The organism is Halobacillus litoralis, assembly GCF_020524085.2.
Taxonomy (GTDB): Bacteria; Bacillota; Bacilli; order Bacillales; family Halobacillaceae; genus Halobacillus; species Halobacillus litoralis_E.
Genome location: NZ_CP129016.1, coordinates 51,736 through 78,128, shown reverse-complemented (window position 1 = coordinate 78,128; position 26,393 = coordinate 51,736). Strand labels below are relative to the sequence as shown.

30 protein-coding genes and 1 tRNA gene are annotated in these 26,393 nt (G+C 43.0%); 20 read left to right on the top strand and 11 right to left on the bottom strand.

What is annotated here, in order from left to right:
- Positions 1–77: 77 nt before the first annotated feature.
- Genes LC065_RS00490 through sigY form a run of 6 tightly spaced genes read right to left on the bottom strand, consistent with a single transcriptional unit; the run spans position 78 to position 3,060 of the window.
- Positions 78–857 (bottom strand): ABC transporter permease, encoded by a 780-nt coding sequence (locus tag LC065_RS00490; RefSeq protein WP_226587704.1) that lies wholly within the window; start codon positions 855–857, stop codon positions 78–80.
- Entirely contained in the window at positions 829–1,749 is a 921-nt protein-coding gene (locus LC065_RS00485; protein WP_226587702.1) for an ABC transporter ATP-binding protein, read from the bottom strand. Before LC065_RS00485 ends, LC065_RS00490 begins: the two co-directional genes overlap by 29 nt.
- Positions 1,746–1,967: a PLD nuclease N-terminal domain-containing protein gene (locus LC065_RS00480; RefSeq protein ID WP_226587700.1), complete on the bottom strand. Its 222-nt coding sequence runs from the start codon at positions 1,965–1,967 to the stop codon at positions 1,746–1,748. Before LC065_RS00480 ends, LC065_RS00485 begins: the two co-directional genes overlap by 4 nt.
- A gap of 43 nt (positions 1,968–2,010) precedes the next feature.
- Positions 2,011–2,235, bottom strand: a complete 225-nt coding sequence (locus LC065_RS00475; RefSeq protein WP_226587698.1) for a sigma-Y antisigma factor component — start codon at positions 2,233–2,235, stop codon at positions 2,011–2,013.
- Entirely contained in the window at positions 2,232–2,552 is a 321-nt protein-coding gene (locus tag LC065_RS00470; RefSeq protein WP_226587696.1) for a YxlC family protein, read from the bottom strand. Before LC065_RS00470 ends, LC065_RS00475 begins: the two co-directional genes overlap by 4 nt.
- Positions 2,542–3,060: an RNA polymerase sigma factor SigY gene (gene sigY / locus LC065_RS00465; RefSeq protein ID WP_226587693.1), complete on the bottom strand. Its 519-nt coding sequence runs from the start codon at positions 3,058–3,060 to the stop codon at positions 2,542–2,544. Before sigY ends, LC065_RS00470 begins: the two co-directional genes overlap by 11 nt.
- A gap of 890 nt (positions 3,061–3,950) precedes the next feature.
- Here sigY and trpE point away from each other — a divergent pair.
- The 9 genes from trpE to LC065_RS00420 all read left to right on the top strand — a co-directional run bounded on the left by trpE (position 3,951) and on the right by LC065_RS00420 (position 12,360).
- Positions 3,951–5,459, top strand: a complete 1,509-nt coding sequence (gene trpE, locus LC065_RS00460) for an anthranilate synthase component I (RefSeq protein ID WP_226587691.1) — start codon at positions 3,951–3,953, stop codon at positions 5,457–5,459.
- Positions 5,456–6,478 (top strand): anthranilate phosphoribosyltransferase, encoded by a 1,023-nt coding sequence (trpD, locus tag LC065_RS00455; RefSeq protein ID WP_226587689.1) that lies wholly within the window; start codon positions 5,456–5,458, stop codon positions 6,476–6,478. The genes trpE and trpD overlap by 4 nt, the downstream gene beginning before the upstream one ends.
- Positions 6,471–7,235, top strand: a complete 765-nt coding sequence (trpC, locus tag LC065_RS00450; RefSeq protein ID WP_226587687.1) for an indole-3-glycerol phosphate synthase TrpC — start codon at positions 6,471–6,473, stop codon at positions 7,233–7,235. The genes trpD and trpC overlap by 8 nt, the downstream gene beginning before the upstream one ends.
- Complete coding sequence (locus tag LC065_RS00445; protein WP_306163674.1) at positions 7,232–7,708, top strand: phosphoribosylanthranilate isomerase; 477 nt, start codon at positions 7,232–7,234, stop codon at positions 7,706–7,708. The genes trpC and LC065_RS00445 overlap by 4 nt, the downstream gene beginning before the upstream one ends.
- The gene (locus LC065_RS00440; RefSeq protein ID WP_306163673.1) at positions 7,705–7,887 is read left to right on the top strand and encodes a phosphoribosylanthranilate isomerase; all 183 of its coding nucleotides are present in this window, start codon (positions 7,705–7,707) and stop codon (positions 7,885–7,887) included. Before LC065_RS00445 ends, LC065_RS00440 begins: the two co-directional genes overlap by 4 nt.
- Complete coding sequence (gene trpB / locus LC065_RS00435) at positions 7,871–9,061, top strand: tryptophan synthase subunit beta (protein WP_306163933.1); 1,191 nt, start codon at positions 7,871–7,873, stop codon at positions 9,059–9,061. Before LC065_RS00440 ends, trpB begins: the two co-directional genes overlap by 17 nt.
- 1 nt (position 9,062) lies before the next feature.
- Positions 9,063–9,863, top strand: coding sequence for a tryptophan synthase subunit alpha (trpA, locus tag LC065_RS00430; protein WP_226587683.1), 801 nt, complete (start codon positions 9,063–9,065; stop codon positions 9,861–9,863).
- 31 nt (positions 9,864–9,894) lie between these two features.
- Positions 9,895–10,479 carry an anthranilate synthase component II gene (locus LC065_RS00425; RefSeq protein ID WP_226587681.1) on the top strand — a complete coding sequence of 195 codons (585 nt, stop codon included), beginning with the start codon at positions 9,895–9,897 and terminating at the stop codon, positions 10,477–10,479.
- A 468-nt stretch (positions 10,480–10,947) separates the two neighbouring features.
- Positions 10,948–12,360 carry a sodium:solute symporter family protein gene (locus tag LC065_RS00420; protein WP_226587679.1) on the top strand — a complete coding sequence of 471 codons (1,413 nt, stop codon included), beginning with the start codon at positions 10,948–10,950 and terminating at the stop codon, positions 12,358–12,360.
- A 38-nt stretch (positions 12,361–12,398) separates the two neighbouring features.
- On the opposite strand, the gene LC065_RS00415 is transcribed toward LC065_RS00420, so the two are convergent.
- Together LC065_RS00415 and LC065_RS00410 are read right to left on the bottom strand one after the other, a co-directional pair.
- Positions 12,399–14,420, bottom strand: coding sequence for a methyl-accepting chemotaxis protein (locus LC065_RS00415; RefSeq protein WP_226587677.1), 2,022 nt, complete (start codon positions 14,418–14,420; stop codon positions 12,399–12,401).
- Between the two features lie 191 nt (positions 14,421–14,611).
- A tRNA-Ala gene (locus LC065_RS00410) sits at positions 14,612–14,684 on the bottom strand.
- A 333-nt stretch (positions 14,685–15,017) separates the two neighbouring features.
- Here LC065_RS00410 and LC065_RS00405 point away from each other — a divergent pair.
- The 11 genes from LC065_RS00405 to LC065_RS00360 all read left to right on the top strand — a co-directional run bounded on the left by LC065_RS00405 (position 15,018) and on the right by LC065_RS00360 (position 24,414).
- Positions 15,018–15,791, top strand: a complete 774-nt coding sequence (locus LC065_RS00405; RefSeq protein ID WP_226587675.1) for an ABC transporter ATP-binding protein — start codon at positions 15,018–15,020, stop codon at positions 15,789–15,791.
- Between the two features lie 15 nt (positions 15,792–15,806).
- Entirely contained in the window at positions 15,807–16,451 is a 645-nt protein-coding gene (locus tag LC065_RS00400) for an AMP-binding protein (protein ID WP_306163672.1), read from the top strand.
- Entirely contained in the window at positions 16,348–16,713 is a 366-nt protein-coding gene (locus LC065_RS20300; RefSeq protein WP_371933379.1) for an AMP-binding protein, read from the top strand. The genes LC065_RS00400 and LC065_RS20300 overlap by 104 nt, the downstream gene beginning before the upstream one ends.
- A 73-nt stretch (positions 16,714–16,786) precedes the next feature.
- Positions 16,787–17,692, top strand: a complete 906-nt coding sequence (locus LC065_RS00395; RefSeq protein WP_371933432.1) for an AMP-binding protein — start codon at positions 16,787–16,789, stop codon at positions 17,690–17,692.
- A 1-nt stretch (position 17,693) separates the two neighbouring features.
- Complete coding sequence (locus tag LC065_RS00390) at positions 17,694–18,578, top strand: branched-chain amino acid ABC transporter permease (protein WP_226587671.1); 885 nt, start codon at positions 17,694–17,696, stop codon at positions 18,576–18,578.
- 4 nt (positions 18,579–18,582) lie between these two features.
- Positions 18,583–19,644, top strand: coding sequence for a branched-chain amino acid ABC transporter permease (locus LC065_RS00385; protein ID WP_306163671.1), 1,062 nt, complete (start codon positions 18,583–18,585; stop codon positions 19,642–19,644).
- A gap of 95 nt (positions 19,645–19,739) precedes the next feature.
- On the top strand, positions 19,740–20,921 hold the full coding sequence (locus tag LC065_RS00380; protein ID WP_226591572.1) for an ABC transporter substrate-binding protein: 1,182 nt from the start codon (positions 19,740–19,742) through the stop codon (positions 20,919–20,921).
- Between the two features lie 55 nt (positions 20,922–20,976).
- Complete coding sequence (locus LC065_RS00375) at positions 20,977–21,765, top strand: ABC transporter ATP-binding protein (RefSeq protein ID WP_306163670.1); 789 nt, start codon at positions 20,977–20,979, stop codon at positions 21,763–21,765.
- Between the two features lie 179 nt (positions 21,766–21,944).
- Positions 21,945–23,204 carry an L-lactate MFS transporter gene (locus LC065_RS00370; RefSeq protein ID WP_264187637.1) on the top strand — a complete coding sequence of 420 codons (1,260 nt, stop codon included), beginning with the start codon at positions 21,945–21,947 and terminating at the stop codon, positions 23,202–23,204.
- Between the two features lie 291 nt (positions 23,205–23,495).
- Positions 23,496–24,239: a phosphatase PAP2 family protein gene (locus tag LC065_RS00365; RefSeq protein WP_226587665.1), complete on the top strand. Its 744-nt coding sequence runs from the start codon at positions 23,496–23,498 to the stop codon at positions 24,237–24,239.
- A 7-nt stretch (positions 24,240–24,246) separates the two neighbouring features.
- The gene (locus tag LC065_RS00360) at positions 24,247–24,414 is read left to right on the top strand and encodes a YqaE/Pmp3 family membrane protein (RefSeq protein ID WP_146818851.1); all 168 of its coding nucleotides are present in this window, start codon (positions 24,247–24,249) and stop codon (positions 24,412–24,414) included.
- Between the two features lie 43 nt (positions 24,415–24,457).
- Here the strand turns inward: LC065_RS00360 and queE are convergent, their stop codons facing one another.
- Genes queE through queC form a run of 3 tightly spaced genes read right to left on the bottom strand, consistent with a single transcriptional unit; the run spans position 24,458 to position 26,311 of the window.
- Positions 24,458–25,186, bottom strand: a complete 729-nt coding sequence (queE, locus tag LC065_RS00355; RefSeq protein ID WP_226587663.1) for a 7-carboxy-7-deazaguanine synthase QueE — start codon at positions 25,184–25,186, stop codon at positions 24,458–24,460.
- Positions 25,179–25,646 (bottom strand): 6-carboxytetrahydropterin synthase QueD, encoded by a 468-nt coding sequence (gene queD / locus LC065_RS00350; RefSeq protein ID WP_226587661.1) that lies wholly within the window; start codon positions 25,644–25,646, stop codon positions 25,179–25,181. Before queD ends, queE begins: the two co-directional genes overlap by 8 nt.
- Positions 25,646–26,311: a 7-cyano-7-deazaguanine synthase QueC gene (queC, locus tag LC065_RS00345; protein ID WP_226587659.1), complete on the bottom strand. Its 666-nt coding sequence runs from the start codon at positions 26,309–26,311 to the stop codon at positions 25,646–25,648. The genes queD and queC overlap by 1 nt, the downstream gene beginning before the upstream one ends.
- Positions 26,312–26,393: the final 82 nt, after the last annotated feature.

Sequence of the window (26,393 nt, the reverse complement as noted above, 5' to 3'; positions counted from 1 at the left end):
CAAATCACACTGTCTGCCAACATAAAAAAAAGACCATGTCTCCCGATAGTTGGATGACCTGATCTAGTACGCTGTGGCTATACAATCTCTCTACGCTTCAGTGTCTGTATCGCTCCGAAAAGCAGGGAAATAATCAACAATATTGTGATCAAACCAGCCATCCAGAGGTCTTGCTCAACTTCTCCGCTTCTTAGTAAGAAAGGGAGGTGGGAGGTTATTTGTGTTGGACTCCATTCCAAAAGGTGAGAAAAAACACTGGTGATCAAATTTAAGACAATGATCATACTAATCGTTAAAAACAAGACAAGACCGGGAATCTTTGTCCATGTGTTCATGAAGAGGCTTAGGCTGATGACAAAGATTATATACAGTGCATAAAAGGCAGCGGTACTCATTACGTGAATGAAAGAGATATCACCAAAAAGAAGTTGCACATAATACCAGCTTGCAAGCAAGCCGATAAAAATAGAAAGAAGAATGATTGTGACATGAGCTGCCCACTTCGCAGTCACATAGGCGATATAAGATACCGGCTTTACAAGAATCAGCTCCGCAACCCCTGATTTCCTTTCTCCAGCGATCGTTCCCATTGTAATCAAAGTGATGACGAGCACTCCAAGCGTATTTATTTGTGAGATACTCATCATGAATACATTCGCTGCCGGCGGAGTCGGAATATCAAAGGTCGCACCTTCAGGGAGCCCTCCAGTAGATTCTAGTATTTGAGGGAGGTAATAAGTTGTTAAAGGATCAATGATACAAAAAAGAATGAAGACGAGCGGAACCCAAACCCACTTGTAATTTCTGGCGGACTCCAGGCATTCCTTTTTATAGATGGTCAGCCATTGCATGCTCATTCACCACCTTCATGAATAGATCTTCAAGTGTCGTCTGTCCTACTTCAAAGAAGAGAAGCGGCCATTGTTCTTTGTGTACAAGGTCTAAGAGAACGTCACGGGCCTCAGCGATATTTTGTACATATACATGCAGCTTTTGCTTTTGAATATCTGTATGGGTGACGAACGGGAATGCCTCTACTATTTCTTTGTATAATTCCATGTTTCCTTCAAAACGAAGCGTGATTTTATCTACCTGATGCCGTTCTTTGACATCTTGAAGAGAGCCTGATTCTACAATAGATCCTTTATGCATGAGGAGTATTTCATCACTTGCCTCCTCCGCATCATTCAGGATATGTGTGGAGTAGAGCAGCGTAGCTTCTTGCTTTAAATCTTCCATCAAATTTAATACATCACGCCGCCCGATTGGGTCCAAAGCGGATACTGGTTCATCAAGCAGGAGAACGCTTGGCTTGTGGATCATGGCTTGGGCAATTCCGAGTCTCTGTTTCATCCCACCTGAGTAACTGGATATTCTTCGGTTTTTGGCATCGGCAATACCAACACGGTCCAGTAACTGTTCGGCTCGTTTTTGAGATTCCAGTTTAGGGATGTTGGAGAGACGGGCGACGAAGTGAAGAAATTCCTTGCCAGTCATCCAATTGTGAAACTGCGGATGTTGGGGCAAATAGCCGATGTATTTTCGAATATCACCGCTTACTCCATTTGAGAGCTCCACTTCACCTGAGGTGGGGTGCATGAGCCCTGCAATCATTTTTAAGGTTGTCGTCTTTCCTGCACCATTTGGGCCGAGCAAAGCGACACATTTCCCTTGTGACAAGTCGAATGTGATGTTTTTTACAGCATATTCTTTATCAAACTTTTTTGTCAGATTTTTTAGGTGGATCACGACTCATGACTCCTTCCAAAGATAAAGTAAGCGATGGGGCCGAGCGTGTTGATGAATAAAATAATGAGCGCCCAAATCCATTTCGGTCCTTTGGTAGACTCCGCCCGTATTAAGCTTACAAGAGCTGTAATCATCAAGACCACCTGGATGATAATCAGGGGAGCGATGATCGCTAAATTTTCGTTCATGAATTCAATGACGTTTTGAGTGAATAACATGTGATCACCTCCTTATAAGTTTTTTGTTCGTCTCTTTAAAATATTATGGTTTTATTCTCGTATCTTTCCTTTGCCAGGCCGTCTTCCATAAGATGAAAAAGATGATGCTTGGCACAGGGAATTGAATGAGCCCTACGATTCCCCACAACCAGGGAGCTTTTCCAATTTTTCTTGCTTTAATAAAAAGAATTGAACTTTGTGTCATCAGGATGAGGGCGACGAGAATCCATCCCCATAAAGGCATTTCTTCAGGTCCATAATGTTTCATTGCCGCATCTCCACCATTTCATAGCGTTCTTTATAAAAGTATCGGATTAAAACAATAATGGAGATGATTTGTGCGAACACAAACAAAAGAGGGACATAGAATAAGCTGAAAATGAGGAAAGAAATGAAAACGAACGCAATTCCCCATAAACAAGTTAATTCAAACCATAGTCGTTGGTACCAACGGGCGGACTGTTCTTCGACAAGATTCTCAAAGTAGGACAGGGAAGGTTCTGTTACTTCCATTTGTTCATCCGTTTGAAGAGCCGAATCCCGCAGCCGTTCTTCTAAATTTTTCGATGTCTTTTTATCTGTCATCCGTTTTCAGCTCCTTTCGTAAATACTCAAGTCCATAATGAACCCTTGATTTCACTGTCCCAACTTTTGCCTTGGTCATTTTCGCAATGTCCTTATAATCATATCCGTAATAATGCTTTAAAACGAGCGGGATTCGATGGTCGTCCTCAAGTTTCCATAAAGCCTCCTGGACTTCATGCCAATCACTTGAAAGAGAAACAGGGGAGGGGGCGAATTCTTTCCTCAGTTTCTCATCCAGTTCATATTTTCTTTTTTGCTTTCGTTTGTAGTCCAAGTATGTGTGTGTAGCAATCTGGATCAGCCATGTAGAGAACTTGGAGCGATGGTTAAACTGGTTGATTTTCTGGATGGTCTTGATTAGAGTGTCCTGTGTCACATCATAAGCTAACTGTTCATCCCCGCTCATTTTCCATATATATTTAACGATGAAGCTATAGTATTTTTTCAAAAGTTCAGCAAGCGCATGTTCATCTCCATCTTGTGCTCTCCTGATGAGATCCGAATCCATTAAACATCCCTCATTTCGTTCCCTGACTATACGACGTTAGCTTTTGTTGATTCGTTCAAACGAAAGATAAAAAATTTCTATTTTCCTATTTTCCATCATAATTGTTAATAAAAGTCCCTGAAAATGAGAAGAAAAAAGTTATTGGACAACCTGGCAGGATTGTGGAAGACTTGTTTTCAATACTTTTGTTGAGCGGATGGGGGCTGCATCAGTGTCTCGAAACCACTTCCCGAATAATCAGCTATTCAGTTTGATGGGGGTATAAGGATAAAACTCCCATACCCAGGTATTTGAATTCTGAAAGCTTGATACAGAGCGTTTGATCCTTTTAACAATCCGGATAGCGGAAGACCATCCAACTTGGTAAAAAGTTCTTTTCTCACATACATCGAATGGGGTGGTTGGGAAGCCGCGAGACTCCCGTGGGAGAAGGAGTTAGGCGAGATCCCGCAGGACGCAGTCCGAGGAAGCTCGGCGCTCCCCCACAGGAAAGCGGGTAGCTTCCCAGCCACCCCTGACTCCCATTATGGCAAACGAAGCCTGAAAAGATCTCGAAACTGAGTCTCCAACAAACGAGAGCTTATATGGAATGACCATTGATATTTATGCTTAAGAATTATTGGAACAGACTGGTTGACTTTATTATCTGAATTTTATAGACTATTGGAAAGATATTTTTAAAAAGTGGCTTTATTACAAAGTCGAAATAAGCAAGTTGAGTAGAGAATGAGTTGAGTTGAGGTATAGGATGAGCTGAGCTGAGTGAGCGAGGAATCTTCGGACGTAAGGAGCCGACGGATTGCCTGGCCGATTTTCACCCCTTTTCTATCCACTCGTTTTCATCCCTCAACGTCTCATTCTCCATGATTTTAATGGAGAGGTGAGCCTTTATGACCACTTTTAACACATTTCAAAACGATGCTGAAGAGCATCAGACCATACCGATTACACAATCGTTTTATACGGATACGTTAACACCCATTCATATGTTTCATGCACTGAATCATGAAGCCGTGTACATGCTTGAGAGCCAGGATCCTGAATCACCATGGTCGAATTACTCATTCCTTGGTCTTGATCCAATGGTGCAAATCAAAGAGGAGGAGCAGCAGTTCCAAATCAAAGACTTTGACCTGAACGAAGTCACGCATTCTGCAGACTTCAAGTCTGCTTATGAGAAAGTACTGGCAAAGCTTGATGTGAAACAGCCTCCGATCGATCTTCCCTTTAAAGGGGGAGGAGTCGGTTATATCAGCTATGATGCAATTTCGGATTATGAGCCTGTAGAGAGAGCCATGGAGGATGAGTTGAATCTGGCTAATTATCATCTGCTTTTCTGCAAAACATTAATTGCTTACGATCATAAGACAAAAGAAACGACGATCCTATCCTTCGCCAGAAAGGAAGTGGATCGACCATTAGAAGAAGTTTATTCTGAAACGAAAAAGCGTATTGAATCCATTATAAGTAAGCTGCAGAAGGCTGACACACTTCCTGATCTCATGCTTATTGGAAATGAAACAGATGACGAATCCTTCCAGTTAGACAGCAATTATCAACCAGAAAAATTCAAAGCTGATGTGGAAAAAATCAAAGAGTATATCCGCGCGGGAGATATCTTTCAAGCGGTTTTATCTCAACGTTTTCATACAGTAACGGACCGAAGTGGATTTGAACTTTATCGGGTGTTGCGGAGAGTGAATCCTTCCCCATACATGTTTTATTTGAAAATGGATGAGGTAGAAGTCATCGGAAGTTCACCTGAACGACTCCTAGAGGTCCGTGATCGAAACCTTGAAATCCATCCCATAGCTGGAACGAGAAAAAGAGGAAGAACCAAAGAAGAAGATGACGCACTTGCTGAAGAGCTTCTTCAAGACGAGAAAGAGTTAGCAGAACATCGGATGCTCGTAGATTTAGCACGTAACGATATCGGCCGCGTAGCTGAATATGGAACGGTACAGGTAAGTGAATATATGACAATCGGACGTTTTTCGAAAGTCATGCACATCATCAGTAAAGTGACCGGTCGATTGAAGGAGAGTGTTTCGCCAATTGACGCCCTGATTTCCTCCTTTCCGGCTGGAACATTATCAGGAGCACCAAAAGTTCGGGCCATGCAGATTTTGAGAGAGCTTGAACCTACTCCTCGAAACCTTTACGGGGGTGGCATTCTTTATTTAGGCTTTGATGGAAACATTGATTCCTGCATCACCATCCGAACGATGACAAGAACAGGAAAAGACCTATATATACAGGCAGGGGCTGGAATTGTTGCTGATTCTGACCCTGAAGCAGAGTATCAGGAAACATTGAGCAAAGCGAGTGCATTGAAGAAAACGATTCAACTAGCAGAGAAGGTATTTGAGAAGAGTGGAGAAGGAGTGGAGACGAGATGAAAGATACATTGAGTAAAGTTGTCGCAGGTGAGGTAATGACAGAACAGGAAGCCTTTGAAGCGATGGATCGAATCATGAATGGAGAAGCTACGACCGGCCAGTTGATGAGTATGTTAAGCGTAATGCGTTACCGGGGAGAAACAGTTGAAGAAATGACCGGTTTCGTTCGAGCCATGCGTGAGAACATGACCAAGATGGGTACCAATGATCCTGCCATTGTAGATACGTGTGGAACTGGCGGTGATGGCGCTTCGACATTTAATATTTCTACAGCTGTTTCCATTGTCCTTGCGAGTATGGGAGTAAAAGTTGCCAAGCACGGGAATCGGAAAGTTTCTTCCAGAAGTGGAAGTGCCGATGTTTTGGAAAAGCTGGGCGTTCCGATTGATACGAGTCCAGAGCAGGGGGCAAAGGCGCTTTCTCAAAAAGGTATGACATTCATGTATGCACCTCTTTATCACAAAGCTATGAAACACGCAGGACCTGCACGGAAAGAGCTGGGTTTTCGTACCATTTTCAACTTGCTCGGGCCCATGTCCAACCCTGCAAATGCTAGAAGACAACTGATCGGCATTTATGATACGAATTATGCAGAAAAAATGGCGGAGACTCTAAAAAACCTGGGCTCTACTCACGTGCTCTTAGCAACAGGCAGAGATGGTTTGGATGAAATTACAGTCACAGGGAAAAGTGATCTCGTTGAACTGAAGAATGGGGAAATCACTCGTTTCACGGTTTCACCTGAAGATTTTGGCCTTCCATTAGGTAATTTGAAAGACATTCGTATTTCCGAAACGGAAGAAAGTGCTCAGATCATTAAAGATGTCTTCTATGGTCGTTCAAATGAAAGTGCGACTTCCATTGTCACATTGAACGCAGCGGCTGGACTTTATGTGGCAGGGAAAGCAGCAGACCTTCAAGAAGGTGTTCATCTTGTTCAAAAAGCGCTCAGTGAAGGTATTACAAGTAAGTACTATGAAATGATAGTGAATGAAAAGGAGAATCGTCAATATGCTTGAAACCATCCTAGCTGTAAAACAACAGGAAATCGAAAAACTATATTTGCCAGAAGAGCAATCATTCGCTCATCATTCTCTCTATGAATCTCTGAAGACCGCACCGTTTGCAGCAGGATTAATTGCAGAGGTGAAAAAAGCTTCTCCATCAAAGGGGATCATACGGGAGGACTTCAACCCTGTCCGTATCGCCCATGACTATGCTACGGCAGGTGTGCAAGCTATTTCGGTTCTTACGGATCAGCATTTTTTCCAAGGCCACCGTGATTACTTGACGAATATCAAGAAAGTGGTGGATGTTCCTGTATTACGTAAAGACTTTATTATCGATTCTTTGCAAGTAGCTGAGAGTGCGTACATCGGAGCTGATGCTATTCTGTTGATCGGGGAAGCATTGGAAGCCGGTAAGTTGCATGAACTCTATCTTCAAGCCTACGAGCTTGGATTGGAAGTGCTTGTGGAAGTCCACAGTGAAGAAACATTAACTAAAGTACTGAATGAGTTTACACCGAAAATCCTGGGGATCAACAATCGAAACCTTCATACGTTTGAAACGAAACTTTCTCAAACTGAGCGTATGGCAAAGCTTGCACCGAAGGAGTGTTTGTTGGTTTCAGAAAGTGGCATCACCTCCCATGATGATTTACAGAAAGTAGCTGAGTATGGGGCTGAAGGTGTGCTGGTCGGAGAATCTCTCATGCGAAAGAAAGATATCAAGGAAGCGGTCCGTCAGTTGTTGGAAGGAGTGAATGTTCGATGAAAGAACCGATTGTAAAATTATGTGGGAACAGATCTTTATCAGACGTAGCCAAAACTTCTTCTTCCCAAGCATCTCACCTGGGTTTCATCTTTGTCAGGAGAACAAAACGATATGTCCGACCTGAATATGTCGGGCGCTGGGTGAAAAAAATCCGACCAAGACAAAAAATCGTCGGGGTTTTCATCGAGCCTACGATTGAGGAAATTGAAGAGATTCTTCATTTTGTCCCATTAGATGTCATTCAACTGCATGGGAATGAGACGGTATCTCAGTTGTTGAGAATCAAAGAAGCCTTCGGGCTGCCGGTTTGGAAAGTGGTTCACCATCAATCCAATGGGATTAAACAAATGGAGGTCTTCCGTGGTGTTGCTGATGGATACATTGTGGACAGTAAAGTCGAGGGTGCTTCAGGGGGGGACGGGAGTCCGTTTCGATTGGAATGCTGTGCCGACCTACCAGAAAGAAGCGTATGACCAGGGTCGCCTGTTTGATTGCAGGAGGAATCAAACCAGAGAACGTCACAGATCTGTTGCACTATCGGCCAGACGGTATCGACCTTTCCAGTGGAATTGAAATTGGGGATGGCAAAGATATAGGTAAAATTCAAGCAATCATGAAAGAGGTGGAGCAAAATGTTGCAAGTATTTCCTGATTTAAAAGGACGCTACGGTGATTTTGGGGGCAAATATGTACCGGAAACCCTCATGGGTCCGTTGCAAGAGCTGGAAGAAGCGCTTGATCAAGCAATGGCGGATCCGGCCTTTTTAGAAGAGTACCATCATGTGTTAAAAGAGTATGCAGGACGCCCCACTTCTTTGTCTTACGCAGACAAATTGACCGGCCACCTTGGAGGAGCAAAAATATATTTGAAACGTGAAGACTTGAACCATACAGGCGCACACAAGCTTAACAACGCCATTGGTCAAGCTTTGCTGGCTAAAAGAATGGGGAAAGAGAAAATCATTGCGGAAACAGGAGCAGGACAGCATGGGGTTGCATCAGCTACGGTTGCCGCTAAATTTGGACTTCAGTGTATTGTGTTCATGGGAGAAGAAGATATCCGTAGACAGGAGCTGAACGTTTTCAGGATGAAGCTGCTCGGAGCGGAAGTCGTTTCAGTTTCAAGTGGAAATGGAACCCTCAAGGATGCGACGAATGAAGCGATCCGCTATTGGGTGGCCAACTGTGAAGACCACTTCTATTTAATCGGCTCTGTCGTCGGCCCCCATCCTTATCCTCGCATGGTTCGGGATTTTCAGCGGATTATTGGCGACGAATCTAAACGTCAATTTTTGGAGGTAGAGAAAGAGCTTCCGGATCGTATTTTTGCCTGTGTTGGTGGTGGAAGCAACGCTATGGGAATGTTTTACCCATTCCTTGAAGACACGAGTGAATTGATAGGAGTAGAGGCTGCTGGGAAAGGAACGGACACACCTGAACATGCAGCGACGCTTTCAAAAGGAACCCCTGGTGTCATTCACGGATCAATGACCTATCTCATGCAAGATGAAAATGGACAAATTACCGAGCCATATTCCATTTCTGCAGGTCTCGACTATCCTGGGATCGGTCCGGAGCATGCTCATTTATTCCAGACGAAACAAGTACGTTATGAAGCAATAACAGATAAAGAAGCGCTAGAAGCATTGAAGCTTCTGACACAAACAGAGGGAATTATCCCTGCGATTGAGAGTGCCCACGCCCTTGCGCAGGCATTTAAAGAAGCACCTCAAATGAATCACAATGAAACGATTTTGATTAACCTTTCCGGCCGTGGGGATAAAGATATGGCCACATTGATGGAACATTTGCAGGAGGAGGTCTGACATGCTGACGAAGACATCATTTCAGGGGAAACTAACGAAAACAGAAAATTTGTTCATCCCGTTTATTGTAGCTGGAGACCCTAGTCCGGAATTGACGATTCAATTCGCTTTGCGTTTGCAGGAAGAAGGTGCGGATGTTTTAGAGTTGGGTGTCCCTTATTCGGATCCACTTGCGGACGGACCGACGATACAAAGAGCAGCTCAACGTGCATTGAAGTCAGGAATGTCTTTACGTAAAGCCATTGAGCTTGTTCCGAAGTTGCGAGAACATGGACTCGAAATTCCAGTTGTGATTTTCACTTATTACAACCCTGTTCTTCAAATCGGGCATGAGGAATTCTTTAAACTATTAGAACATAATGGAGTCGAAGGGCTTCTTATACCCGATCTCCCATTTGAAGAAAGTGAGGAAATTCGTAACCAGTCAGAAGAAAAAGGCATCGAATTTATATCCCTCGTTGCCCCTAACTCAGATCAAAGGATCAAGCAGATTGCGGAACATGCGAAAGGTTTTCTATATTGTGTTTCTTCTCTGGGAGTAACAGGAGAGAGAAAAGAAATGTCTGCCGAAGCTTTGACCTTCATTGAAAAAGTAAGACAGCACAGCCAAGTTCCAGTAGCTGTCGGGTTCGGTATATCAACGAATGATCATGTTCGACTTGTGAGAGATCATGCAGACGGCGTCATCATTGGAAGTAAAATCATTCGATTGATCGAAGCGGAGCTTGAAAATATTGAAAAAGGTAAAATGGACGAAGCTCTCAAACATTTCACCAATGAAATAAGAGCACTCGTTCAGTAAGTTTTGATAGAGCTGAGAGGAGTGGAGCAGAGTGATCTATATGATCGACCACTATGACTCTTTCACCTACAATCTCGTCCAGTATCTTGGAGAGCTTGGAGAAGAAGTCATTGTGAAGAGAAATGATGAGGTAGTAATAGAGGAAATAGAAGAACTGAGCCCGGACTTAATTTTCCTTTCACCAGGGCCGTGTTCCCCAGGTGAAACCCCGATGACCCTGGATGTCATCGACCGATTCAAAGGAGACATTCCTATCTTTGGTGTTTGTCTTGGTCATCAGGCAATAGCTCAAGTGTTCGGAGGAAGTGTCGTACGCTCGGAGAAATTGATGCACGGCAAAAGCTCTCGTATTTTCCATGATGGAAAAGGGATTTATGAAGGGTTAAGCAATCCGATGGAGGCAATGCGCTATCATTCATTGATTGTAGAGCTTTCTGATTTGCCGGAGTGTTTTGAAGTAACGGCTTCAACCGTCGAAGGGGAATTGATGGGGATACGCCACCTCACTTTTCCTATTGAGGGGGTTCAATTCCACCCGGAGTCTATTGGTACAGGTGAAGGGAAGCAATTATTGAAAAATGTCATCCAAAACCGCGTGAAAGCCTTTATACCTTGAGTCTAGTATCTATATAATACGTAAAAAAGCTGGTACCCCTAAAAAAGGTACCAGCTTTTTTATACTCTCCAACAATCCTGACATATAGTTGAATAAGAAGGGAGAGGGGATGGTTTTTCCTTTCCTGCAACTTTACATCTTCAATATTCGTAGGCATTTAGAACTAATTTTACTACAAAATTCTGGCGGTTATTTGTTTATTTAACAGAAATTTCGTAAGAATAAAGCAATTCTTGGAAAGGGTGTGGTTATCGCTTTCATAAGGGTATGTGAAAAAATGGAATCCTGTGAAAACGCGGGGAATAGCCCTTTCTCACTTGTCAATTTGCCATTTTCACAAAATTAAAATCTATGTTAGTTTTATTATCGTTGTGTTCAAAGAGCGGTATCACACATCGGCCGATGTTTTCATAGAACAGCTCAACAAGAACCAGCCAACAAAAAACATCAGGAGATGATTCAGTAGTTATGGAACTGCAACAAGATCCAACTTTGTTATGGTTTATAGCAATTTACGGAATATTAATGGTCGGCATCGGTGTATTCATGTCGAAAAAAGTAGCCGGCAGTGAGGACTTCGTATTAGCCGGTAAAAGTCTAGGACCTTTTGTATTGATGGGAACGCTTCTAGCCACATGGACAGGAAGCGGAAGTATTTCAGGTGGAGAAACGTCTATGGCTTTCTCATATGGTATTCTTCCTTCTTTGATGATGATGCTCCCAACGTTAGTCGGTATTATCATTCTTTATGTCGTCGCACCTAAAATCCGCGAACACGGAAAATTCACCGTTGCCGGTATTTTAGAGTCGAAATATGGGCGTACATCCCGTAACCTTGCGAGTGTTATTATCATTCTTGCTTATGTCGGTATTGTTTCTTATCAGATGAAAGGCTTTGGATTCATTCTTAATTTGACAACGGGAATGACCGTGCAGACAGGTACGATGATTGGTGCTGCCATGATTATCTTCCTTGCAATGATCGGTGGACTTCGTTCTGTATCTCAAACGGACGCCATCAGTGGATTTTTGATGGTGGGAGGTCTGATCATTACTGTCCCTACAATCATTATGGTTGCAGGTGGTTGGAGTGAAATCGTCGCTAATGTTCCCGAGTCCCACATGAGTGCTACGGGTGGTTTAACAACGATTCAAATGATTGGTTATTTGCTGCCTTCTTTGTTCTTATTACTTGGTGACCAAAACATGTATCAGCGTCTTGCATCTTCCAAAGGGGATAAATCTGCGAAGCGTGCACAAATGGGTTGGCTGATTGCGATGATCGTCATTTCACCATCTATTTCATTGATCGCCTTCGCCTCCCGTTCCATATTCCCGGATATCGATCCAGGAATGGCATTGATGGCTACTACAGTAGCAATGCCGGTAGCTATCGGTGGTATTTTGCTTGCGGCAGCGGCTTCCTTTATCATTACGACAGGAAACTCATACTTGCTGTCTGCAGCTACGAACCTGACGTATGACCTTTATGGTAAATATGTAAATAAAGACGCTTCTGACAAAAAGCTTCTGGCTATGACAAGAATCTTCATCGTAGCCCTTGGTATCTTCGCTTTTGTAATCATCAGTTATTTCCCAACCGTACTAAGTGTCCAAATGTATGCTTACACGGTTTATGGAGCAGGATTGACTCCGGCTGTCCTTGCCGTGTTCTTCTGGAAACGCGTCAATGCAATCGGTGGTGTATCTTCCATGATCGCTGGTGTACTGGCAACATTGACATGGGAAATTGTTCTAGGTCAGCCATTTGAAGTGAACAGTGTAGTAGTAGCTGTGCCTGTTGCGGTTATCGTCTTGATTGTCGCAACACTAATGACTACCTCTGGATCTCAGGCCGAAAAGGCTGCAAAAGCTTCATAATTTAAGAAATCCTCCCGTTATACGGGAGGATTTTTTGTTTACTCTTTTACTTTAAACTGGCGGATTTGTTCATTTAATTGTTTGGAAAGAGAAGACAATTCGTCTGCACTATGAGAAACCTCTTCCACGGAGCTGTTGGATTGTTGGGCAGCTGCAGTCACTTGTTCTACGCCGGCTGCAGATTCCTGTGAAACAGATGCCACCTCTTCGATAGAAGCATTCATTTCATAGCTGTCATTAGAAATTTTCGAGAGTTTGTCGGAAATTTCACGACTTTTGGCTACCATATCTGTCACAGATTCTTCAATTCTATTAAATGTTTCACCAGTTATCTTCATTTGTTTTGTACCTTGATCGACTTCTTCGTATCCATGCTTTAAAGTTGTAACGACAATCGTAGACTCCTTTTGAATGCCTGTGACAATCTCTGTGATATCTTCTACCGAGTTGGTGACCTGCTCGGCTAATTTACGAACCTCATCTGCGACAACAGCAAAGCCTTTTCCGTGTTCTCCAGCTCGAGCAGCTTCAATAGCAGCATTCAAAGATAGTAAATTGGTTTGCTCTGCGATATCTTGAATCACTTGTACAAGTTTAGATATCTCTTGGGATTGTTGATCTAGACCACCTACTTTTTCAACGGCATCTTTAACTATCTGATCGATGTTCTGCATTTGATTTACCGAGTGCTGCATCATTTCACTGCCATCATTCGTCAAGGATAAAACTTGCTGAGAAGAGTCCGCAACGTTTTCTCCGTTTTGTTGGGCTTCCTTAATTTCGTTTACGAATGAATCAATCATTTCAGACAAGCGAGAGGAGCTATGCGCTTGTGATTCAGAACCAGCTGAAAGTTCTTCCATTGTGGAAGCAATTTGTTCACTTCCTTCGCGAACTTCATCAGCGGATTGTTTCAATCCTCTGCTTTGTTCAGATACAGCTGCTGTTGCTTCTTGCAATTGTTCGATAATTCTTTTGATGCTTTCTTTCATTTCGTGGGTGGAAGCTGACAATTGTCCGATTTCATCGTCTCTGTGTTGGATGAGGTCAACCGTCAAGTCGCCTTCTTCGACACGTTTCATATTTTTTTGTAAGTCAGTAATTGGCTGACGAATACGACGCGCTATTATCACTGAAACGATCACGGATAGGATCAAAATGGCTAAAACGGTGATGGTAATCGGTAGAAGAACTGCAGCTCCTTTTTCTTCGAGTTCTGCTTTATCTACTGTTCCGACGATGATCCAGCCAGTCGTTTCATTGATCGAGTAACCTAAGGTTTTTTCTTTTCCATCATATTCGTATGTGATGACGCCTGAAGGTTGATCTTGTTCCATAATCTTCACATAATAACTTTCCTCAGATACATCTGTACCTACAAGTTCTGGATCTGGATGGGAAAGGAATGTACCCTTTCCATCAAAAATCGCTGCGTAACCGGAATCGGCGATCTTCACACCTTCCACAAGATTAAGAAGTGAGTTCATATTAAGGTCAATGGAGAATACTCCCATCACTTCATTGTCATCCATAACAGCGCGGGCTACACTCATAATTGTTTCATTGGTATTGGTATCCATATAGGGAGCTGTCCATATAAGGCTTCCGTTTTCGACGGCATCTTTATACCAAGGGCGCTCTCTAGGATCGAACTCAGACGGTAAAGTCAATGTAGAATCAGTAATTGTTTCTCCAGATTCTTCGACGCCCATATAGGCATTTTTAATGATTTCGTTGGAAGAGCGGATGTCATCCATACGCCGAATGACGCGGTCTTTTTCAGAAGCATAATTGATGAATGCTTGTTCCTGAGAGTAATGATTGACGATATCTTCTTGAGATTGGAAAAACAATTCGAATGAATCATTTAAGGAGTTCATTTGTTTCTCCACATTGTCGGTCAGTTCATCGGTCGTAATGGAAACGCCGAATGTATAGCTCGCATAACCAATGATGATGCCAGCGGCGGTAATTAAAGTGAGGAATGGAATCAAAATCTGCCTCTGCAAGTTTCGATTCCAAATGGAACCTTGTTTACTCTTTTTTCTTTTTCTTAGCATGGTGTACCTCCGATTCTTATGTAAAATCGATGTTGCTTCTTAACAGCATCGTTCCTATACATTTATCGGACGGTAAAAGTGAATTTCAATAGACAGTGACATATTTTATAAGAGAAGCATTCTCTTGTTTATGAAAAGTGAGGATAGAAAAAGCCACCATTTCAAGAAGTAGAAATGGTGGCTCAAAGTAGTGGAGCATAGCGGGCTCGAACCGCTGACCTCTTCGCTGCCAGCGAAGCGCTCTCCCAGCTGAGCTAATGCCCCATATATTTTTTCGACAATTATTATTGTATATAGACAGATGGGAAAAATCAAGAGTTTTTTGTATTCTTCTTCCATTGGTAGTTTTTAAAACGAGGGAAGCATTTAATAAAACGGAGGAGGGTTTTAAAATCAGTTGAAAATTTTTGATTAAGGAGGGAGGTGAATTAGGAACCGATTCCACACTTGGCAAATCAAAAGTATAGAAGTTTTACATAATCTAACAAAATACTTAATATTCATAAAATTGAAAAAACTATATTGACTTCTCTTATTAAGGTTATATAATACTTTTATAACGATGGTAACGCTTACATAAAAGGGGGAGCCTCACTTTTGCCTATCTTAGAAGTCGAAAATGTATCGTTGCAGTTTGGTGGTGTAAAAGCTTTGGACGATGTGTCTTATCACCTTGAAAAGGGTGAGATCTTTTCTTTAATTGGACCGAATGGGGCAGGGAAGACGAGTATGCTGAATTGTATAAGCGGACTGTACAAACCGACAGCAGGCTCTATCCGTTTTAACGGAAAAGAAATTCTTGGGATGAAACCGTACAAAAGAACTTCGTTAGGCATTGCTCGTGCGTTTCAGAATATCGCTCTGTTTGAACATATGTCTGTCCTGGACAATCTGAAGCTGGGACGTCATGTCAAAATGAAAGCGGGAATTTTTACGGGTGGACTTTATTGGGGTGGTGCGGAGAAGGAAGAGGTCGCGCATCGGCATGCGGTCGAAGAAGTGATTGAATTTCTCGAAATGCAGGACATCCGTCATACGCCCGTCGGTACACTTCCATACGGATTGAAAAAAAGGGTAGAGGTAGGTCGAGCGCTTGCCCTGGAACCTGAATTGATTTTGCTTGATGAACCAATGGCCGGAATGAATAGTGCTGAAAAAGAAGACATGGCCCGATTCATTTTGGATATGCATGAACTGAATGGAATTACGGTTTTCCTCATTGAACACGATATGGGGGTCATCATGGACCTTTCTGACAAAATCGCTGTCCTGGACTTTGGAAAACGAATCGGGTTCGGAACCCCAGAAGAAATACAGAAGAACCCGGATGTTATCAAGGCATATTTGGGTGAACAAGAAGTGATCACATAAGGAGGGAATTGTGAAATGACTCACCGAACGCTGCCTCAGCTTTTATTTGATAAAGCGGAGAAAGAAGGGAGGAAAGTGGCCTTCCGTCAGAAGAATTTGGGCATTTGGAAAGAATGGACCTGGCGTAAATATTGCAGAGAGGTAGAATCACTTGCTCTTGGATTTCAAGAAGAGCTTTCGATTCAAGCAGGCGACCGCATCGGAATTATTGGAGACAATCGACCAAACTGGATTGTTACTGAACTGGCAGCACAGTCGATTGGGGCCATCCCTGTGGGGATATATCAGGATGCTTCGTCTAACGCGCTGGCCCATTACTTACACGAATGTGAACCTAGAATTTTAGTAGTTGAGGATCAGGAACAGGTGGACAAGCTTCTTGAAATCATCGATTCTTTTCCAACCATTGAGGCTATCCTTTTCTATAATGACAAAGGTCTCCGGTCCTATTCGCATGACAAACTTATGGATTTGAAAAGTGTACAAGACGTTGGTAGAACACGTGCCAGTGAAGATCCTTCTATTTTTGAGCATCAAATAAAAAAAAGTGAAGTCGATGGATATTGCTTTCATTGGGTTTACTTCCGGAGTGACAAGTCTTCCAAAAGCTGCGACCTTCACACATACCAACCTGATTCAAACGGCTTTATCTATTCATGAGGTAGATGCTGTAAAAGCCGATGACGACTACTTATCCTTCCTGTCTCTCGCTTGGATTTGTGAACAAGTGATGGCGGTCGGACTCTCCCTGACGAGAGGAATGACCATTAATTTTCCTGAAGAACCTTCCACCATTTTAAATGATCTAAGAGAAATTGGACCTCACTTAATTCAAGCACCTCCACGAACATATGAGAACATGTTGACCCGCTTCCAAATTCGAATAAATGATTCCACACGCCTGAAGAAAAAAAATATATGAACTTACTGAATCTGATATAGAAAAACACGCACGAGCAAAATTGAGCAACCGTTCGGTCTCTTTTTTATCGAAGATGAGTTACTCTTTGAATGACTTTTTCATGTACAGTGCTATACGCGACCATTTGGGACTTTCGCGTTTAAAAAGAGCTTATGTGACAGGCGGCAGATTAAATAGGGGTGCTTTTGAGTTTCTCCAAGGATTAGGAGTAAACGTGAAACAAACGTATGGAATGGTTGAAACCACAGGGTATGCTTCTATTCAGAGGGATCATGAATGGACGCCAGCAGGTGCGGGGAAACCATTGCCGGGCCTATCTATGAATATAGCTTCCAGGGGAGAGGTGCAAGTCGAAGGTCTTCAGGTTTTTGCTGGTTATTTAGGAGGCCATCCGGTTACGGAATTTTCTACAGGGGATTACGGCCAAATCCTTGATGCTGGGGAAATGGAAATTCGAGGAAGAATGGAAGAGCGATTGGCTCTGGATTCGACGGATGGACAATCCTCCAGTGAGATAGAAACTGAGCTTCGTAAGAGTCATTATTTACAAGAAGCTGTAGTGTTTGGTGAAGGTCGCTCTTATCTGACGGCCATGCTCACCATTCATCGGGCAAGCGTAGGGCGTTGGGCAGAGAAAAATCAAATCTCCTATACAAGCTATCGGGATTTGACGATGCATCCAGAGGTCATTGACCTCATTAAGGATGAAGTTGTGGAAATGATGTCATCCTTACCGGAAGAAAGTCGCATCAAACGGTTCGTCATCCTTCCTGAAGAGTTACGCCTGAGTGAAGGTGAGATGACGTCTACACAGAAAACGGTAAGAAGAAATGTGGAAAAAAATTATAAACGTTATTTAGCTGCGTTATATAACGATGACGGACAGTTTGATACCCTTTCAAGTCTAAAATCTGAAGAAACGAACGAGGGGGAAATCGTGCCCGTCATCTTATTAGATCGATCACAGGGGGTGGCTTGAGTTGACTTTCTTTATGCAAATGCTGGTCAGTGGAATTGTAGTAGGAAGTATTTATGCGCTCGTAGCATTAGGGTTCGTCCTGATCTATAAAGCTAGCGATGCTCTGAATCTGGCAAATGGAGAATTCGTACTTATCGGTTCGTATATTTGTTTGACACTCGTCACTGCCTTGAAGCTGCCTTTTCTAGTGGCCCTTGCGGTTACCCTGGGCGTATGTGGTGTACTTGGATTATTGGTAGAGAGAGTCGTACTAAGACCGTTACTGAATGCGCCGACCATTTCTGTCATTATGGCGACAATTGGTCTCGGTAACTTGCTCGCAGGGTTGGTCCATATGGTATGGGGACACCAGACGCGCGTGTATCCAAACCTCTTTCCGAACACCCCTGTGACTTTTGGTGAAGTCCTTATTACGCCCGTCTATTTATGGTCGTTCATTATTGTTATGGCTCTGCTGCTTGCTTTTACCATCTTCTTTAAATTTTCAAAAATGGGAGTGGCGATGCGTGCTGTAGCCGATGACCTTCAGGCAGCCGCTAGTATGGGAATCAATGTGAAACGAGTATTTGCTATCACTTGGGCGATTGCTTGTATCGTCGCAGCTGTTGGAGGAGTACTGCTTGGGAATATTAACGGAGTGAATGCAACGATGAGCGTGATCGGACTTACGGTTCTCCCCGTGGTGATACTGGGAGGGCTGGATAGTATCCCTGGAGCCATTGTTGGTGGGTTTATTATCGGCATATTGCAAAGTATGGCAGGTGGATACATCGATCCCCTTGTAGGAGGAGGATTGAAGGAAGTGTTCCCGTTCATTGTCGTTATCTTAATATTAATGATCAAGCCTTATGGCCTCTTTGGAAGAGGTGGAATGGAAAGGGTGTGAGGATGTGAAAAATCCATTTGTCATGGAATGTGGCAATTACAAAACCAAGTACGAAAAAGATATGGCTATTTTTTCAATCAAACGGGTGAAAATCAGAATGCTTGGACTTGCCATCTTAGCCTTCCTGTTCCCTTTGCTGGCTGATAATTACGTGATCGGTCTTGCAACTTTATGTGCAATTGCTTCCATAGGAGCCATTGGATTGAACATATTGACAGGCTTCACTGGACAAATATCCATCGGGGTTGGTGCCTTTTTAGGTGTAGGTGGTTATACATCTGCTATTCTAACAAGCACGTTGGGATTAAGCTTTTGGGTGGCTTTGCCTGTCGCAGGTCTTATTACAGCTTCAGTGGGTGCCCTGTTCGGGATTCCGTCCCTAAGGTTGAAAGGGCTTTATCTGGCGATTGCGACGTTAGCGGCACAGTTCATCATTTTGTTTATCATTAGCCGGTGGACAGGTTTAACAGGTGGGACCTCTGGGATGGTCCTTCAACGTCCCTCCATCGGATCGTTTTCATTTATGTCTGCAAGCAGCTACTACTATTTATGCCTCATCATTCTGCTTTTTACGATCGTTTATGCTCTGAACTTATTCCGCAGCCGTACAGGCAGAGCCTTTTTAGCTGTACGAGATCGTGACGTAGCAGCGGAAATTATGGGGATCAACTTGTTCACATACAAGGTGCTTTCCTTCGCCATCAGCTCCTTTTTTGTCGGGATTGCCGGTGCGTTGCTCGCTCATTATACGATGATTGTAAGTCCGGAACTTTACAGCATAACGGTATCGATTCAATACTTGGCTATGATTTTAGTCGGTGGCCTCGGGAGTATTCTTGGATCCATCCTTGGAGCCATATTCATTACGCTTTTGCCTGTGGGGCTCGGTTTTGTCATGGATTATATTGCTGTCTATATGCCGGATATGCAAAACACGTTAGCAGCCTTCCATGAACTTGCCTTTGGTGCAGTGATCATCCTGTTTCTCATCTTTGAACCTGATGGACTTGCGCATATTTGGAGTAATATCAAACATTATTTCAAAGTTTGGCCATTTTCTTATTAGTAAGTGGAGGGAAGGGTTTTATACTCTTTGCTCTAAACTATAAAACAAATAGAAAGGGAGTCGAGGATTTGATTAAAACGTACGCAAAATCGACGATGCTTTTGTTGTGCTTCATGCTGTTGATGGGGGTAATGGCTGCTTGTAGTGGAGAAGAAGGAGCGGCTGGTGGAGATGCAGAAGCTGCTGATGGTGATACTGTAAAAATTGGTGCGCTCTTTGACATTACAGGTGGGACGGGTGATGTCGGGACTCCATATTCTGAAGGTGAAAAAGCTTACTATGAATATTTGAATAGTCAAGGTGGAATTGATGGTACGCAAGTTGAACTGATTGGTGACGATTACGCCTATGACATGGCAAAAGGTCAGCGATTGTATCAAGAGTTACGTGATAAAGACAACGTATCGGCTATCCTTGGATGGGGTACGGCGGATACAGAAGCTCTCCGCCAGCAAGTAGCCAATGATCAACTTCCATATTTCTCTGCTTCCTACTCAGAGAACCTGAAAAATTTAGAGGAAAGTCCATATAACTTTTTAACGGCAGCTACATACTCTGACCAGGGGCGAGCTGTTGTGAAATGGATCAAGGAGAATCACGAAGGAGAAAATCCGACGCTTGCACTTCTTTATAATGATACAGCGTTCGGACGTTCCCCAATTGAAGACATTAAAGCCTACGCGGCCGAAGTTGGCGTCGAAGTGGTGGATGAACAAGTCATTCCTGTGACGGCGACAGAAGCGCAGTCACAAATGTTGAATATGCAGGGAGCAGCTCCAGATTATGCAATTATTCAGCAAACGTGGGGAGCGACAGCCACGATTTTACGTGAAGCTCAGACGCTTGGCATTGATACACAATTCATCGGTTTGAACTGGGCGACTGGAGAAGGAGTGGTAGAAATTGCCGGGGACGCGGCAGAAGGAATGTTAGGCGTTGTCACCCACGCTTTTCCATATGAAGATTTGGAAGGACTGGCTGAAATGGAAGAGTACCTGGAGTCTAAAGGAGAAAGTCTTGAAGATGTCAGTCAAAAATTCGTTCAAGGGTGGGTAACAGCTAAGATTATGGCCGAGGGTATAGGGAATGCCGAAGAGTTGAACGGAGAGGGCATCCGAAAAGGAATCGAACAAATTAAAGACATGGATCTTGGTGGTCTGGCCGCCCCTGTCACTTTCTCAGCAGACAACCATGCGGGAACGAACAAAGTTCGTCTAGCAGAGGTTAAGGATGGGAAATTTGAAGTCATCACGGATTATTTCAGTTATGAAGATTAAAAGAGGATGGGGTCTCGTAAAGAGGCCCCATTTTTCAAAAGGAAGGTGAATCAGCATGTTAAGAGTCGATAATATTGAAGTCGTGTATTCGAAGATGATTCTAGTCTTAAAAGGGATGTCGATCGAGGTGCCAGATGGAGACATTGTTGCTCTGTTAGGAAGTAATGGGGCGGGAAAATCTACGACACTGAAAGCGATCTCGGGTTTGCTTGGGGGAGATAACGGTCAAGTGACGAAAGGAAAAATTACGTATCAAGAGGAAGACATCACCTCAATGAGTCCCGATAAAATTGTTCAAAAAGGCATTTTTCAAAGTATGGAGGGACGGAGAGTATTTACGCATCTCACGGTCGAAGAAAACTTAACAGCAGGCGCACACACAAGGAAAGATCGAAGGAATATAAAGAAAGATATGGAGCGTGTCTATCATTATTTTCCAAAGCTGAAAACGTTACGTTCCCGTCATGCAGGGTTGCTCTCAGGAGGGGAACAACAAATGCTCGCTATTGGCAGAGGAATAATGGCGAAACCCAAGTTATTGTTGTTGGATGAGCCATCTCTTGGAATTGCACCGCTTCTCGTCAAGGAAATCTTTCAAAACATTAAACAGATCAATGAAGAGGAAGGGATGTCCGTTCTTGTCGTTGAGCAAAATGCCAATGTAGCGCTCTCGATCGCTGATTATGGATATATTATTGAGGACGGACGTTCAGTTTTGGAAGCACCTGTAACAGAACTTCTTTCTAACCATGAAGTACAAGAACACTATTTAGGTATGAATGAGGAAGGGCGTAAAAATTACAGAGACGTAAAATCCTATCGGAAAAAACAACGCTGGATTTAGAAAGAGAGCTTTCTAGAAAAATATAGACACTTCCAGAATAGGGGGGTGTTTTTTTATTGTCCAGGAAATCTTTCAAGGGAGAAAGAATATGGACAGAATGTGTCATAATAAATGGAATTTTGTTTAGAAATTAAGATTAAAGGAAAAAGAATGGTAATTAAAGGTGAAGAGGTGAAAAAATGTCAGAACGAAAAGTGAAGAACAGGTGGTTAATCGCTTTAGGAGCGGTAGGGATTCATATTTCAATCGGTTCTGTTTATGCCTGGAGTAACTTTACAGGCCCACTTAGTCAAGAATTTGGCTGGTCAGCAAGTCAGGTACAATTGACCTTCAGTATCGCAATTTTATTCTTAGGATTATCTGCAGCCTTCTTAGGGTGGTTCGTGGAAAAATATGGGCCGAGGGTTGCCGGGATTACAGCTGCCATCTTTTTCGGAATTGGTGTGGCTGGATCAGGAATCGCTGTTAGCGCAGGGTCTTTATGGATGCTGTACATATTTTACGGGGTTCTTGGAGGGATAGGTTTAGGTGTAGGTTATATAGCACCTGTTTCCACATTAGTGAAATGGTTCCCTGACCGTAGAGGTCTGGCAACAGGGATGGCAATTATGGGGTTTGGTTTTGCAGCCGCTATAGCAAGTCCACTGATGGATTTTCTCATCAATTCAGTTGGAATTGCAGCCACCTTTTATATTTTAGGGATCAGTTATTTTGTCGTTATGATTGGGTCCTCCCTTTACATGTCCCGTCCTCCTGAAGGTTGGACACCTAAAGGGTATGATCCTGATAAAGAAACGGATACGGAGAATCAAGATTTAGCAAACTTGCGTGCAAAGGAAGCGTTAAAGACAAAGCGTTTTTATTACCTTTGGACGATGTTATTCATTAATGTCACGTGTGGAATAGCTGTTATTTCTGCCGCAAAACCGTTGTTGGAGGAAAGTGTCGGGGTATCGACAGCAACTGCAGCCACTCTCGTGGGTGTGATGGGCATTTTTAATGGACTCGGAAGAATCGGTTGGGCAAGTGCATCCGATTATATAGGTCGTGCAAATACGTATATTACTTTTTTTGTGCTTCAAATCGGATTATTCCTCGTTCTACCTTGGACAACGGCGACTTGGATTTTCGTTGTTGCATTTTCTGTTATTTACACTTGTTATGGTGGCGGCTTTGCTACAATCCCTGCTTTTATCGGAGACTTATTTGGTACAAAAGAACTTGGTGCCATTCATGGATATATTTTAACAGCATGGGCGGCTGCCGGCCTTGCCGGCCCCATCTTTGCGGCTTGGATGAAAGATACGACAGGAAGCTATGAGAACAGCCTCATTTTCTTTTCTGGTTTATTCGTTATCGCCCTAGTGGTATCCATTCTGACTAAGGTGGATGAACGGAAAAAACGAAAAGCATTAATAAATAAAGAAAAAACAGCATAATAAAAAAAGAAACTCGGATGCGGAGGATAGCATCCGAGTTTCTTTTTTTGAGATCCATCTATAAAAAGGATGAAATGGCGATGAATGGAAGAAGATATATGAAAACTGCTAAAAAAAGTGGTTACATGAATGGGAATACTTATAGGAGCAAGATGATCGATCCTAACTTTTATCCCTAAGAGACGCTTGATTTTGTGATCATAGAGTATTGAAGCTAGTATTTCAAGGTTAACCCATAGCAAATAGGGGAAGGGTTGAATTAAGAGTGATTGGTAGTCAGGAGGAATGGTGATGTTGTTTTCAGGAACGAAGCTTTCAGACCTTTCGAAAGCCTCTATTATTATTATTTTGGCAGGCTTCGCACTGGTAGGCGGAGCCGTTTATTTCTTTACTGAACTTGCGGCAGAAGTTCTTGAACAGGAAAAATTCGTTGTAGACCAGGCAGCAACAGACGTAGTGAGGTCGATCACTACAACGTGGATGGACGCGTTTTGGGGATGGACAACGGAACTGGGTTCTGTTTTATTCATATCGATAGCATCTGTAGCACTGTTTGTCTTTCTACTGTTTTTTTCTCCCTTCAGCCGCTGGGTAGGGATTTATTTTGCCATCGTAATGATTGGTATTAGTTCTTTGACTAAATTGCTGAAAGTAACCTTTGAGCGCCAACGTCCAGAAGTACTGGCGGAGTATGATGGAACTGGTTTCAGCTTTCCGAGTGGACATACGACAGGATCTGTGGTTTTTTACGGGTTTCTCATTTACTTAATCGTCATCAGCCCGTTGAAGAAACCTTGGAAATGGACCATAAATATAGCACTGGGCATATTAATTGCACTTGTCGGCCTTTCTCGGATTTATCTTGGTGTTCACTTTTTCACAGATGTCGTTGGAGGCATGTTATTCGGTCTCGCATGGCTACTCGTCTGTATAGCGGCACTGGAAATCACGATTTGGAATCAGCGAAGGAGACAAACAGGAAGTGTTCAAACTCATACAAAAGGGAAAACTGAAAGGAAGCAAGAGAAAGGGTGATTGAGTCATGTTGTATATTTTAGTCATATTTTTGCCACCTTTAGCTGTTTTGTTTACAGGAAAACCATTAAAGGCACTATTGAATTTAATTTTAACTCTGATTTTTTATGTTCCAGGAGCGGTCCATGCGGCTGTAGTAGTGAAGGGGCATTATGACAGTAAGAAACGTGGATGAAAAAAAGCCTGATAGCATGTGAAATGCTGTCAGGCTTTTTCTTTTATACTCCTCGCTTATTACCCCAGACAAGTGCATGAACTTGTGGGAGGACGCGAACTTTATTCAGCTTGGATGAGGCAACAACTTGGTCGATGAGCCATTCGTACTGGTCGAGGAGGTGACTGGCTAACGTTCCTGCTTCATTTTCTTCCAAATCATCATTTCCGACTTGTAAAAAGAAGGGTACATTAGGATAACGCTCATGGACTTTTTCGGCATAGGTCAAGTCGTCTTCATTAAAAATAACCACTTTTAAACTCGTGTTCTGAAATCGGTCAGCGACTTCCAGGCGGTTTAAGATATCATCGAGAATGTTCCAATCCGTCTTCATTCCGGAACTGGGTGGTTTAGGAGAGATGGTCAGATCATCAATTTGAGTGAACCAATCCTGCCAACGGCTTCCCTGCGTTTCAAGTGCTACCTCGATGCCTCTTTCATGGAGAGGAACGATAAGCTCATGCAGATTTTTTAAAAGAGCAGGGTTACCACCTGATATCGTGACATGGTCGAAATGTTCTCCACCAATGTCCAAAAGGCGGTCTAAAATTTCTTCAGAAGTCAACCTCTCAATGTCATGCTTAGCGCTTCCATCCCATGTAAAAGCGGAATCGCACCAAGCACAACTGTAATCACATCCGGCCGTACGGACAAACATCGTTTTTCTCCCGACAACCATTCCTTCACCTTGAATGGTAGGGCCAAAGATTTCGAGAACAGGGAATTTATTCATTCGTCATCCACTCCCGTCTTGCTTCCGCGAAACTTGTCGGTGTTTCGTAAAGTTTTACGAATTCAACTCGACAGTGATTCGGATCGTCTTTCAAAGCTTCTTCCATTTTTTCATAAATCCAAACCACCATATTCTCAGCTGTGGTATTCATCTTTGGCAGTGTATCGTTCAAATACCTGTGATCGAGATGGACTTCGATCTGTTCTTTCCAGATTTTCTTGATATCACCGAAGTCGATGACAAGTCCAATATCATCGACAAATCCGCTGAGACCAAAAATCACTTTATACGTATGTCCATGAAGGTTTTTACATTTTCCTTCATAACAATGCAAGTGGTGGGCCGCATCAAAGGTGAATTCTTTACTGACGAGTACACGCTTTTGGTGGTACTTTAACTCTTGACGCTTGATGTCCTGATCGATTTTCTGCAAGTTTTCTACAATGGTAAACCCAAACATTATTCGTTCACCTCTTTTTTAGCGACATAAGTATGAAGGCCATTGCTTCGAAGTTCACAAGCGGGACATTCCCCGCAGCCATCACCGCGTATCCCGTTGTAGCAAGTCAACGTCTTCTCACGCACGTATTCAAAGGCATCCAAATCATCAGCCATTTCCCATGTTTCTGCTTTGTCGAGCCACATGAGTGGAGTGTGAATGACAAATTCATCATCCATCGATAAATTCAGTGTGACATTCAAGGATTTAACAAAAACATCACGACAGTCTGGATATCCACTGAAGTCTGTTTCGCAAACGCCTGTAACAATATGTTTCGCGCCGATTTGACGAGCGAGAATAGTGGCAAAAGACAAGAATAATAGATTCCTTCCCGGGACAAAGGTAGAAGGAAGTTCACCATCTTCGCCATCTTTCACTTCAATATCATCTCTAGTTAAAGCATTAGGGGCGAGTTGGTTGAGTAAAGACATATCAAGGATATGATGACGCACCTTCTGATCTTCAGCAATTTCTTTCGCCACTTCGATTTCTTCTTTATGACGTTGGTTGTAATCAAACGTAACGACTTCAACAGATTCGAACTTTTTCAATGCCCAGAACAAACAAGTCGTACTGTCCTGGCCGCCGCTGAATACAACCACAGCTTTATTATTTTTTTCCATAAAAAAATTCTCCTTTCATCATCGAAAAAGAGAATTCTACACACCCAAAACCATTAAAAAAACCGCACCTAAGGCAAGGTAC